The 14,380-nt window shown below is 47.0% G+C and carries 2 protein-coding genes (1 of these 2 cut by a window edge); both read left to right on the forward strand.

Translation table 11 applies throughout. From position 1 onward, the window contains the following. On the forward strand, positions 1-772 hold the end of the coding sequence (pksJ, locus tag MHI44_RS20755; RefSeq protein WP_339202577.1) for a polyketide synthase PksJ. It extends 14,357 nt beyond the left edge of the window; only the last 772 of its 15,129 coding nucleotides appear in the window; its start codon lies beyond the left edge, outside the window; its stop codon occupies positions 770-772. Continuing rightward, entirely contained in the window at positions 756-14,378 is a 13,623-nt protein-coding gene (gene pksL, locus MHI44_RS20760; protein WP_339202578.1) for a polyketide synthase PksL, read from the forward strand. Before pksJ ends, pksL begins: the two co-directional genes overlap by 17 nt. The last annotated feature ends 2 nt before the right edge of the window (positions 14,379-14,380 follow it).

The following is a 14,380-nucleotide window of genomic DNA, read 5'->3' on the forward strand; positions in this document are numbered from 1 at the left end:
TTTAAGCAAGCATTCATCCTTCCATGTGTTTGATGAGCGTGCTGACGGAGTTGTGTTAGGTGAAGGCGTCGGAATGGTCATGCTAAAAACGGTAAAACAGGCACTGGAAGACGGAGATACCATATATGCTGTTGTGAAAGCGGCCTCGGTCAATAATGACGGAAGAACGGCGGGGCCTGCAACACCTAATCTGGAGGCGCAAAAGGAAGTCATGAAAGATGCGCTTTCCAAAAGCGGAAAAAAACCAGAGGACATCAGCTATCTTGAGGCAAACGGGTCAGGTTCAATCGTAACCGATCTCCTTGAGCTAAAAGCGATCCAATCAGTGTACCGTTCTGGGCACTCATCGCCTCTTTCTCTTGGCTCAATCAAGCCGAACATCGGGCATCCGCTATGTGCTGAAGGGATCGCCAGCTTCATTAAGGTTGTGCTGATGCTGAAAGAGCGCTGCTTTGTCCCATTTTTATCAGGTGAAAAAGAGATGGCGCATTTCGATCAACAGAAAGCGAACATCACGTTCAGCCGAGCCCTGGAAAAATGGACAGATTCGCAGCCTACTGCGGCTATTAACTGCTTTGCCGATGGGGGGACGAATGCCCATGTCATCGTAGAGGCGTGGGAAAAAGATGAAAAACACGCCATCAAGCGCAGTCCAATATCGCCTCCTCAATTAAAGAAACGAATGCTTTCGCCAGGCGAGACAAAGCTGGAAGCGGAGACTTCGAAAATGACTGCGGCAAACATATGGGATACTTATGAGGTGGAGGTCTAACGTGAAAAAGATAACGAAACAACTCACATTATCGTTAAAAAATCCGTTTATTTATCACCATGTGGTTTACGGACAAAATGTCCTGCCGGGATTGGCTTATATCGATATAATCTACCAGATATTCAGAGAACACGGCTTCTCCTGCTCAGAGCTTCAGCTGCGGAATTTATCCATCTATCAGCCATTGACGGCGGACCAGGATGCAGTAATTGTTCTGAATATCCAATGCGCGGAGAAAAAAGAAGGACAGTGGCAAATCACAGCCAAGGGAATTGAAAAACGTGATGGGAAAGAAGTTTCAGAAGAAAAGCTCTATATGAAGGCTGATATGTACGCAGACTCCCCAGCCATATTTGAAGAAACACTGGATCTCAGTCAAATCAAAGCATCTGCACAGAACGTTGTTCAGCTTGATGATGTATATGAACAATGCAGACGTCAGGAATTGGTGCATAGCAAATATATGAAAGCAAAAGGCTGCATCTATGAAGAGGAAAATGGCGTCCTTCTTGAGCTTTCTCTCGGTTCGGAAGCCATGCTTCACGCAGAAGGCTTTATGTTTCACCCGACTCTCATAGACGGGAGCGGGGTGGGTGCCAATCATTTGCTCACATCTTTGCTTAAAGGAGAACAGAGGCTGTATTTGCCTCTGTTCTATGAATCCTTTTCCGCTTCTGCACTTTTGCAGTCGGATTGCATGACGAGAATTAAGCGCTCCTCCGTCCGGCGGGAAAAAGAGCTGATTTATGTAACACTTGAATTTTTTAATGCGTCGGGAGAAAAAGTGGCTGAGTTGAAAAACTTTACAAGCAAATTGGTGCGAGAAGCGGAGCTGATTAGCGGAAAACATCAAGATGCACAGGAGACACAGATGACAAGAGCGGACACTGCTGAGCGTGAGAAACCTGCTGACATGGTATCTTCTCCCGTTAATTCCTATAGCGGGGCTGAACAGTTCGTAAGTCAATTAATCGCAGAGAAAATCAATAAGCCGGTAGAACAAGTTGAAAAACAGGTCGGTTATTACCAAATGGGACTGAATTCATCGGGCTTGCTTGAGGTGGTAGAAACGATCAGTGATAAGATCGGTGAGAGCCTTTCGCCGACTCTTCTGTTTGAGCATACCACCATAGCGGAGCTGTCAGCGTTTCTTGCCGAGGAATATGCTGAGCATTTTAGTGCCGCTGGTTCCCTTGGCCTTGGCCAGAATGAAAGAGCACGCGTTTCCGACACAATAAACGATCGTAAGACTGTTGAAGCTTCTCGTCCTGCACCTATTGAGGCAGCAGGCGATATTGCGATTATCGGCTTGGCGGGCAGGTATCCGAAGGCAGCCAATATTCATGAATTTTGGAACAATCTGAAAGAGGGAAAGGACTGTGTTAGCGAGATTCCTGAGTCGCGCTGGGATTGGCAGCGACTTGAAGGAATCACATCTCCTTCGGGTAAGGACATTTCCAAATGGGGAGGATTTATTGATGACCCCGACTGCTTCGATCCTCAATTTTTCAGAATCACGCCAAGAGAAGCGGAGACAATGGACCCTCAAGAGCGGCTGTTTTTAGAAACATGCTGGGAAACGATTGAGGATGCGGGCTATACGCCAAAGACGTTGGCGAAGCCTAAAGGACGAAATAAAAGGCAGCATGTAGGAGTTTTTGCCGGTGTCATGCACAAGGATTATACATTAGTCGGAGCTGAAGAAGCATCAGCAGAAAACGTGTTTCCTCTCTCGCTCAACTATGCGCAAATCGCCAACCGTGTTTCTTACTTTTGTAATTTCCACGGTCCGAGTATGGCTGTCGATACGGTATGTTCATCCTCTTTGACCGCAGTGCACTTGGCGTTGGAAAGCATACGTCACGGTGAATGCGATGTTGCGTTAGCAGGCGGAGTGAACCTGTCTTTGCACCCGAATAAATATATGACATACGGGGTCTGGGATATGTTTTCCACTGACGGGCACTGCCGTACGTTTGGAAAGGATGGGGACGGTTATGTGCCTGCCGAGGGTATAGGCGCGGTTTTATTAAAGCCTCTGCGCCAGGCGGAGAAAGACGGAGATCGCATTTATGCAGTTATTAAAGGAAGTGCTGTGAATCATGTGGGCACTGTAAGCGGCATTTCAGTGCCGAGCCCTGTTTCTCAAGCTGATCTGATTGAGACATGCTTGGAGAAAACGGGAATCGACCCGCGGACGATCAGTTATGTGGAAGCCCATGGAACCGGCACGTCCTTAGGAGATCCGATCGAAATACAGGGATTAGTGAAAGCGTTCCGCCAATATACGCAGGATCGGCAGTTCTGTTCAATCGGTTCTGTAAAGTCAAACATTGGGCACGCCGAATCCGCCGCGGGGATCAGCGGTTTAAGCAAGGTTGCCCTTCAGCTTCACCATCAAAAACTTGTGCCTTCTTTGCATTCGGAAGAACTGAATCCGTACGTTGATTTTGAAAAGTCTCCATTTTATGTACAGCATGAAACAGAAACGTGGAAGCAGCCTGTTATCAAGGAGAATGGGGAAGAGGTCCCTTATCCGCGGCGGGCGGGTATCAGTTCCTTCGGAGCAACTGGTTCAAACGCACATATTATCCTTGAGGAATATATTCCTCAAGCAGCGGAGCAGGACGTTTCTTTGTCCTCAGATTCTGACATATCCGCAGTTATTCCGCTTTCTGCCCGTAATCAAGAACGTCTCCGTGTATATGCAAAACGTCTCTTGGATTTTCTTCATGATGGGATTCAGATTAGAGATTTGGCGTATACATTGCAGGTAGGCCGTGAACCGATGGAAGAACGGGTTACTTTCTTAGCATCCGGAATTCAAGAATTAAGCGACCAATTGAAGGCTTTTATAGAAGGACAAAAAAACATTCAGCATTGCTGGAAGGGCCGCGTGTCAAGAGGAAGCGAACCATCGCGTCCCGCCGAATCGGTACATAAATTGCTGGAGCAAAGAAAACTCGATCAAATTGCGGAGCAGTGGGCGAACGGATCTGGGGTTGACTGGAAGCTGCTTTACGATGGAAACAAACCAAAGCGGATCAGCCTGCCGACTTACCCATTTGAGAGGGTGAGTTATTGGGTGCCGAAAGCGGAGAAAAAGACTGATCGTTTAAAGGAGGAGCGACACATCCTGCATCCTCTCCTGCATCAAAATGTGTCCGACATATCGGGTGTCCGCTTCCGTTCAGCGTTTACAGGACGTGAATTTTTCTTGAAGGATCATGTCATAAAGGGCGAACACGTTTTACCTGGCGCAGCTTTATTGGAGATGGTTCGGGCAGCTGTGGAAAGGGCAGCTGCGGATCAGTTCCCGACAGGATTCCGGCTCCGGAATATCGTCTGGGTCCGGCCGTTCGCCGTCACAGAACAGCAGAAAGATATAGATGTACGTCTATATCCTGAGGAGAATGGTGAGATTACATTTGAAATCTGCCGGGACCCTGAAAGCGCAGAGGAGTCGCCGATTGTATATGGGCAAGGGAGTGCAGTGCTTTGTGAGGCTGGTGAAAATCCGGTTATCAACATTGAAGAATTGAAGGCAAGCTATAATGGCCGGACGCTGTCACCTTTTGATTGCTACGAGGCTTATACAGAAATGGGTATTCATTATGGTGACAGCCACAGAGCGATCGACAGCCTATATGCCGGCGAAAACGGAGTTCTAGTGAAATTGACGATGCCTCCTGTAATCTCTGATACAGAAGACCATTATATTCTGCATCCGAGCATGATAGATTCGGCATTTCAAGCATCTATCGGTTTGAGGCTGGGAGGAGCTGCGAGTTTAGAAGACAGAAAGGCAATGCTGCCTTTTGCCATACAGGATGTCCAAATCTTCAAAGGCTGCGAGGCATCTATGTGGGCGCGGATCACATATAGCGAGGGCAGTACAGCTGGGGATCGTATGCAGAAGCTTGATATCGATTTATGCAATGAAGAGGGGCAGGTTTGCGTGCGATTGACGGGCTATTCTGCAAGAGTGTTAGAAATAGATCAAGAAGGTCCTTCTGAAGCGACTGACACGCTATTGTTCGAACATATTTGGGAAGAACGTGCTGCAGAGAGGCAAGAGCTCATAGAGTACGACACACATAAAGTCGTTGTCTGTGATGTTGGAGAACAAATGGAAAGCCTCCAAAATCATCTTGACTGTACAGTTCTGCAGCATGATACAGAGACAATGGATGAACGGTTTGAAGGTTATGCCATACAGTTATTTGAAGAAATCAAACAGCTAATGCACTCAAAAACAGGGGGACATACATTCATTCAAGTGGCGGTGCCTGCGTTGGACGAGCCTCAGCTATTAAGCGGCTTAACTGGACTGCTCAAAACGGCTGAACTGGAAAATCCAAAACTGACAGGACAGTTGATCGAAATAGAAACCGGGATGTCAGCTGGTGACCTATTCGAAATATTGGAGGAAAACAGACGCTATCCGCGTGACACGCATATCCGGCACTGGCAAGGGAAGCGATTTGTAAGCAAGTGGAAAGAAGTGTCTGGTGAGCACCTAAGTGCTGACATGCCATGGAAGGATAAAGGCGTGTATCTGATCACAGGCGGTGCGGGCGGTCTTGGATTCATCTTTGCAACTGAAATTGCAAACCAAACGAATGATGCGGTTGTGATCCTGACAGGACGCTCTCCGCTTGATGAAAGGAAGAAGAAGAAGCTTAAAGCCTTACAGAAACTTGGCATCCAAGCGATTTACAGACAAGCTGATCTGGCTGACAAACAAACGGTTGATGCCTTATTAAAAGAAACCCAAAACGTTTATGGAGACTTAGATGGCATCATTCACAGCGCCGGTTTAATAAAAGATAATTTCATTATGAAGAAAAAGAAAGAAGAGGTTCAAACCGTTCTTGCTCCAAAGGTAGCAGGACTGATTCACCTTGACGAAGCAACGAAAGATATTCCGCTCGATTTCTTTATCCTTTTTTCCTCAGGTGCCGGAGCAGTAGGAAGCGCGGGACAGGCTGATTACGCAATGGCCAATGCATTTATGAATGCATTCAGCGAATATCGCAATGGCCAAGCAGAGCTGCACAAGCGTTACGGAAAAACTCTTTCAGTGTGCTGGCCGCTGTGGAAAGACGGGGGCATGCAAATTGATGCGGAAACTGCAAGGATGCTGAAAAGAGAAACAGGCATGGTGGCCATGGAAACAGATCGTGGGATTCAGGCGCTATATCATGGCTGGACGTCAGGAAAGCCGCAAGTGTTAGTTGCTTCCGGTGTTACTGATCGGATTCGTGCATTTTTACATGAAACGGGACATGGCAAAGGCCAATCTCACGATATCAAAAAAAGCAGTCTCAATCAGGAGGCAGAAAAAGCAGACATGATCGGGGAAATTGATGAAGAGATACTAAGAGAAAAAGCGGAGAACTATTTTAAACAGGTGCTTTCTTCGGTGATTAAGCTGCCAGCCGGCCAGATTGATGCTGAAGCTCCTCTCGAGGATTACGGGATCGATTCTATCATGATCATGCATGTAACGGGTCAATTAGAAAAAGTATTCGGTTCTTTGTCCAAGACGTTGTTCTTTGAATATCAGGATATTCGCTCATTAACACGGTATTTTATTGATTCCCGCAGAGAAAAACTGCTGGACATCTTGGGAATTGAAACAGGAAAACCTTCTGTTGAAAGAAAATCAGAACCTGAAAAACAAGAAATCCCAGTTACCCTAAGAAAGTCTGGATTTCTTCCTTTGCGAGATAAAGAGCAGAAGCAGTTAAGAGAGAAGGAAACGGAAGAAATCGCGATCATCGGTATCTCAGGTCGCTATCCGCAGGCAGACAACATTGATGAATTGTGGGAAAACCTGAGAGACGGTCGAGACTGTATTACTGAAATTCCTGCAGACCGCTGGGATCACAGTCTTTATTATGATGAAGATAAAGACAAGCCTGGAAAAACCTACAGCAAGTGGGGAGGCTTCTTGAAGGATGTAGACAAGTTTGATCCGCAGTTTTTCCATATATCGCCGCGTGAGGCAAAATTAATGGACCCGCAAGAGCGTTTATTTTTGCAGTGCGTGTATGAAACGATGGAAGACGCAGGCTATACAAGAGAGCACCTCGGCCGTAAGCGTGATGCTGAGCTTGGCGGAAGCGTCGGTGTTTACGTCGGTGTCATGTACGAAGAATATCAGCTGTACGGGGCACAAGAGCAGGTGCGGGGAAGGTCTCTGGCTTTAACGGGAAATCCATCATCCATCGCGAACCGGGTATCTTATTATTTTGATTTTCACGGACCGAGTATTGCATTAGACACCATGTGTTCTTCTTCTTTAACGGCTATCCACTTGGCCTGCCAAAGCCTGCAGCGCGGAGAGTGTGAGGCGGCATTCGCGGGCGGCGTGAATGTGTCAATCCATCCAAATAAATATTTGATGCTCGGGCAGAACAAATTTATGTCCAGCAAAGGCCGGTGTGAAAGCTTCGGACAGGGCGGAGACGGCTATGTGCCGGGGGAAGGCGTTGGAGCAGTGCTTCTGAAGCCATTGTCTAAAGCAGTTGAAGATGGTGATCACATTTATGGAATCATTAAGGGGACAGCCATCAACCACGGGGGAAAAACAAACGGGTACTCAGTGCCCAATCCGAATGCCCAAGCAGATGTCATCAAAAAGGCGTTTGTGGAAGCGAAGGTTGATCCGCGGACAGTCAGTTACATCGAAGCCCACGGCACGGGAACCTCTCTCGGTGATCCTATTGAAATCACAGGGCTGTCCAAAGTGTTTACGCAAGAAACCGATGACAAACAATTTTGTGCAATAGGGTCAGCCAAATCAAATATCGGGCACTGTGAGAGTGCGGCAGGTATCGCAGGAGTAACGAAGGTATTGCTCCAAATGAAATACAGGCAGCTTGCGCCTTCCCTGCATTCAAACGTGCTGAACCCGAATATTGATTTCCTTAACTCGCCGTTTAAAGTACAGCAAGAGCTAGAAGAGTGGAAGAGGCCGATCATCAGTGTCAATGGCAAAGACATCGAATTACCGAGAATCGCAGGAGTCTCTTCATTTGGTGCCGGGGGTGTGAACGCCCATATTTTAATAGAAGAGTATGCTTCGGAACCTGTGGAGGAACGTTTACCAGCGAGGAAACAGCCGGCTGTCATTGTGCTCTCAGCAAAAAATGAGGAAAGACTTCAGAAACGCGCGGAGCGATTGCTGCATGCCATTCGTGAACAAACATATGTTGAAGCAGATTTACACCGAATTGCCTATACGCTGCAAGTCGGCCGGGAAGCGATGAACGAACGGCTGGCGTTCGTTGCGGAAACGATGCAGGAGCTTGAAGAAAAGCTGTATGAATGTATCTCCGGAACAGAAAATCGTGAATATGTCTATCGCGGACAAGTAAAGAGCAACAAAGAAGCCATTGCTGCTTTTGCTGCTGATGAGGATATGTCAAAAACAATTGAGGCATGGCTGCAAAAAGGAAAATATGCGAAGGTTTTAGACCTGTGGGTAAGAGGTTTGCGAATCGACTGGAGCACGCTATATCAGGATCAAAAACCGCGGCGCATCAGTTTACCTGCCTATCCTTTCGCAAGAGACCGCTATTGGATAGACGTACATGCAAAGGCTGAGGAAAAAAGAACGGAGGAGCCATTCGCTCCAGTACAGCCCGTCCTTCCAAAGCCGTCTGTAGCCAGAGAAGCCAGCGGCAAGCCTGCCAATATTACGTTACAGCCTTTAATGACCAATCAGGATCGTTTAGAGCGTGTTCCATCAGATACAGAAACAGAGACGATCACGGCGGAAGCCTTGTGCGATGAACTGACAGCGGGCTTAGCGGAAGTGCTGTACATGGACCAAAACGAGATTGATCCAGACGAAGCATTCATAGATATCGGTATGGACTCGATTACCGGGCTCGAATGGATAAAAGCAATAAATAAACAGTATGGCACATCACTAAATGTCACAAAGGTATATGATTATCCGACAACACGTGATTTCGCTGTTTACTTAGCACACGAGTTAAGCACACAGGCTGGGGAGAAAAAACAAACGGAGACGTACACGCCGATCAGACAAAAAACAGCGGTACCTGCTGCTAAACCAGCTAATATATCTCTGCAGCCGTTAGAACATCATCAGCCAGTGCAAGAGGAGGCTGAAGAAACGATTCAATATGCAGCGGCAGAAATATCTGCATCAAGACAATATACTGTAGCAATTGAAACGCTGCATGAAAACTTGAGGGAAAGCATAGCAAACGTGTTATACATGGAGCCATACGAGGTGGATATTGACGAAGCGTTTATAGATATCGGAATGGACTCGATTACCGGACTCGAATGGATAAAAGCGGTGAACAAGCAATACGGAACGTCATTTACGGTAACCAGAGTATATGATTATCCAACGATACGTGATTTTGCCGAAATGCTAAAGTCCGAGCTTGGAACTCATCATGATAGAAAGATAGAGCATACTGACTCTTTCGAAGCAGCCCAGCAGAAGCCAGCAGCACCATCTAATCCAAAGCCGGCAGAACGGCCCCTACAGCCTGTTCAACATCCAATAAAGAAAGAACATGAGAAGAAAACTGTTCCTGTTCATCAAGACCGCCCGGAGGATGCGATAGCGATTGTCGGGATGTCGGGAAGATACCCGGGCGCTCGTAATGTAAGAGAGTACTGGGATAACCTGGTTCATGCGAGAAATGCCATTCGAGACATTCCAACATCACGGTGGGATGTTGACAAATACTATGATCCTGTCCTCAACAAAAAAGGGAAAGTCTACTGTAAATCAATGGGGATGCTTGATGATATTGAACATTTTGATCCGTTGTTTTTTAATATTCCGCCGTCAGAAGCTGAACTGATGGACCCGCAGCATCGAATCTTTTTGCAGGAAGGCTATAAAGCCTTTGAGGACGCTGGGTATAACGCCCGAACTTTAAATGAGAAAAAATGCGGCGTATATCTCGGCATTATGAGCAATGAATACGGGGTCATGCTGAATCGGCAGGCAAGAGCAAATGCCACCGGGAACAGCTTTGCGATCGCTGCGGCGCGTATTCCGTATTTTCTTAATTTAAAAGGGCCTGCGATTCCTATTGACACCGCTTGTTCATCTTCATTGGTCGGCACACATTTAGCGCGGCAGGCACTTATAAACAAAGAAATTGATATGGCGCTGGTCGGCGGGGTCAGCTTATACCTGACGCCGGAATCTTACATGAGTATGTGTGAGGCCGGCATGCTTTCACCGGATGGACAATGTAAAGCATTTGACAATAGCGCGAATGGTTTTGTGCCAGGCGAGGGTGCGGGTGCTCTGGTATTGAAAAGGCTGAAAGATGCGGAAGCGGACCGTGACTATATTTATGGCATCATCATTGGCTCGGGTATTAATCAGGACGGGAAAACAAACGGAATCACGGCACCGAGTGCGAAAAGCCAAATGGATCTGGAAAGAGACATATATGAAACATACGGCATACATCCTGAGAGTATCAGTTATGTCGAGATGCACGGCACAGGAACAAAACAAGGCGATCCAATTGAATTAGAAGCTCTGTCCACCGTATTTCAAGAAAAAACAGACAAAAAGCAGTTTTGCGCAATCGGTTCCGTCAAAAGCAATATTGGCCATACATCCGCGGCGGCAGGAGTAGCCGGGGTTCAAAAAGTGTTATTGTGCATGAATCATAAAACACTTGTGCCGACATTGAACTTCACGACACCGAATGAGCATTTTGAATTTGAGCATTCTCCTTTATACGTAAATACGGTGCTTAAGCCTTGGGAAACGGGTGATGGAAAACCGCGGAGAGCATGTGTGAGCTCTTTCGGATATAGCGGAACGAATGCCCATATTGTGATAGAGGAATATCAGCCTGACAAGAGGAACGATCGATTAACAAAGCAGCACCGCTCAGCATTATTTGTACTTTCAGCGAAAAAAGAGAAGCAATTGAAGGCCTATGCGGAAGCAATGAAAGATTTCGTAACTTCCAATGAAGATATCGATCTGGAGGATATGGCATACACGCTTCAGACGGGCCGGGAAGCAATGGATTATCGCATGGCGTTTTTGGCGGATTCGAGAGAAATGCTGATCAAAGCTTTAGATGATTATTTGGCTGAAATGCCGAACAGCAGCATCTTTGCTGCTCACATGAAAACGAAGAAGAGCGAAATCAAGCTGTTTGAAACGGATCATGATGCCAAAGCATTGCTGCAAACATGGATAGAGAAAAAAAGGCTGGAGAAGGTAGCAGAGCTATGGGTGAAAGGGCTGCAGATAGATTGGAACAAGCTTTATCGGGAATACAGGCCTCGCCGAATCAGCCTGCCTGCTTATCCGTTCGCGGAAGAGTATTACTGGCTGCCAACTCAAGAAGGTGAACCCGAAACCATTGCTACAGCTCTGCCTCAATCCGAACTGATGCCAAAGCGCTGCTTTCTGCGTAAACAATGGCAGCCTTGTCCGATTGAACCGGCAGAAATGACGAATCAAACCGTCGCCATTTTGGCAAATGAGGAGACAATGGCATTAGCGGAAGAGCTTTCGACGTATTTCTCGACATACCGTATATTTGACAGCCAAGAGCTGGATCGGGTATCTGCTGCTGACTATGAACACGTTGCTGGAGCAATCGATCTGATCGGGTGCGGAACGAGCCATGAGCATTCTATGGGCTGGATAAACTGGCTCCAAAAGTTGATCGAGCAAGGACGTACAAGCAAGCATCATTTGACGGTCTTGGGTGTAACAAAGGGGCTGGAGGCCTACGCAAATGAGGGTGTTCTTTTGTCTGGTGCTTCACGGGCCGGTTTATACCGCATGCTTCAAAGTGAGTACAGCCATCTTACTTCAAGACATGCAGATATGGAATGCGAAGCCTCTCATGAGGAGCTGGCCAGACTGATTGCAGTTGAATATTATGCCAAGAGCACAGAATCAGAAGTCTGTTATCGAAACGGACAGCGATATCGCGCATATTTGACAGAGCAGCCAGCAGAAGCCGCTCTAAGTCATAAGCAAGTATCGTTTTCAACAGACAAAGTCCTGCTTATTACAGGCGGGACAAGAGGTCTCGGCTTGCTGTGTGCGCGGCATTTTGTGAAAACATACGGCGTTAAGCGGCTGGTCCTTATCGGCCGTGAAGAGCTTCCGCCGCGTGACCAGTGGAATTCGGTAAAAATTTCCTCGCTTTCCGAGAAAATAAAAGCCGTTCAAGAGCTAGAAGACATGGGTGCGCAAGTTCAGGTGCTGTCTCTGGATCTCACAGACAGGGTTGCTGTCGAACAGAGCCTGAAGACAATACACGAAACAATGGGGGCGATTGGCGGAGTCATCCATTGTGCCGGGATGGTGAACAAACAAAACCCGGCTTTTATCAGAAAATCACTAGAAGAGATCGGACAGGTGCTTGAACCGAAAGTCGAAGGTCTGCAAACGTTGTTTGACCTGCTTCAAGATGAACCATTGGCGTTTTTCACCTTGTTTTCATCAGTATCAGCGGCCATCCCTGCACTAGCAGCAGGACAAGCTGATTACGCGATGGCAAATGCTTTTATGGATTATTTTGCGGAGGCTCATCAAGATAAATGTCCCATTGTAAGCATTCAGTGGCCTAACTGGAAGGAGACCGGTTTAGGCGAGGTTCGAAGCAAAGCTTTAGAACAAACTGGATTGATCAGTTTGACAAACGACGAGGGATTACAGCTGCTTGACCAGATTCTATCAGACAGACAGTATGCTGTCGTGCTGCCGGCAGTACCAGATACAAACGTTTGGAAGCCGGATAAGCTGATGCAGCCGTCATTGCCTGTCGAAGCTCTCTCGCATCCTGAGACGAAAGAGCAAACCAGCACTCGCAACCTGTTCCCTGAAACAGTCGACTGGCTCGTAACTCTTTTTTCAGATGAACTGAAAATAGCTGCAGAAGACTTTGAAACGGATGAACCTTTCCAAGAATACGGAATCGACTCGATTATATTGGCCCAGCTGGTACAGCAGATGAATCAACAATTAAATGGAGATATTGATCCGTCAATCTTGTTTGAATACCCGACAATAGAATCCTTTGCACACTGGCTCATTTCGAAATATGACATATCAGCTGTTTTACAGCCATCTGTTCCTGAGAAACAGACACCTCTCAAGCCGCAATCAGCAATGAAACAGAAGCTGGTGCCAGAACAGCGGCCGCAACAGATAAGCCATGAAAAAACGGCACTTCTTGCTGAGGACATCGCTATCATCGGTCTTAGTTGCAGGTTCCCGGGAGCAGAAACCCTAGAGGAATACTGGGATTTAATACGTGATGGACGGTCTGCGATTGCGCCTGTTCCGCCTGAACGATTCGGGAACTCCAGCTCGAATTACGCGGGCCTCATTGATGAAATGAACCGATTTGATCACGATTTCTTCATGATGTCCGAAAGCGATGTCAGAGCGATGGACCCTCAAGCTTTGGCTGTATTGGAGGAAAGCTTGAAGCTATGGTATCACGCGGGTTATACAGAGAAAGAAGTGAAAGGCATGAGGGCTGGTGTTTATATAGGAGGCCGCAGCCAGCACAAGCCTGATCCGGCCAGTCTTTCAAAAGCAAAAAATCCGATAGTCGCTGGTGGACAAAACTATTTAGCGGCTAACATCTCACAATTTTTTGACTTGAAGGGACCGAGTATTGTCCTGGATACCGCTTGTTCCTCTGCACTGGTGGGGCTGAATATGGCCATTCAGGCTCTGCGAAGCGGAGATATTGAGGCAGCGGTTGTAGGCGGCGTCAGTTTGCTTGATGCTGATGCGCATCGAATGTTTCATGAGCGCGGACTTTTATGTGACAAACCGTCATTCCATATTTTTGATAAGCGGGCAGACGGTGTCATTTTAGGAGAAGGCGTGGGCATGGTTCTCGTCAAAACCGTCAGCCAAGCGGTTGAAGACGGAGATTCCATATATGCAGTCATTAAAGCCGCTGCGATTAATAATGACGGAAGAACGGCAGGCCCATCATCTCCGAATCTCGAGGCACAAAAGGACGTCATGCTGTCAGCGCTTGAAAAAAGCGGCAAAAAGACTGAAGAGATCAGCTATCTCGAAGCGAACGGATCGGGGTCGGCAGTAACAGATTTACTTGAATTAAAGGCAATCCAGTCCATTTACCGTTCTGAATCAAAGGCTCCGTTAGGGCTGGGATCGGTGAAACCTAACATCGGCCATCCATTATGTGCAGAGGGGATTGCGAGCCTGATTAAAGTAGCTTTAATGCTGAAGCATAGACAATTGGTTCCGTTCCTGTCAGGTAATGAAAATATGCCGTATTTTGATATAGAAAAAACAGATTTGTATTTCAGCAGATCGCAAGCCGAGTGGAAGGAGACAACGCCGGCTGCGGCAATTAATTGTTTTGCAGATGGCGGAACGAACGCCCATCTCATTATAGAAGCCTGGAATGAATCGGTTGCTCGTCCAATTAGAAGAAAACCTCTGCCTTTGCCGGAATTAAATAGGCAGCCCGTTTTAATCAAACCATCAGCTCAAAACGTGCAGGAAAAAGTGCATTCAGACACAGGGGCTTCTAAAGATATGTTTTGGAAAACTTTCAAATAAGA

The organism is Bacillus sp. FSL K6-1366, assembly GCF_037976695.1.
GTDB lineage: Bacteria > Bacillota > Bacilli > Bacillales > Bacillaceae > Bacillus > Bacillus subtilis.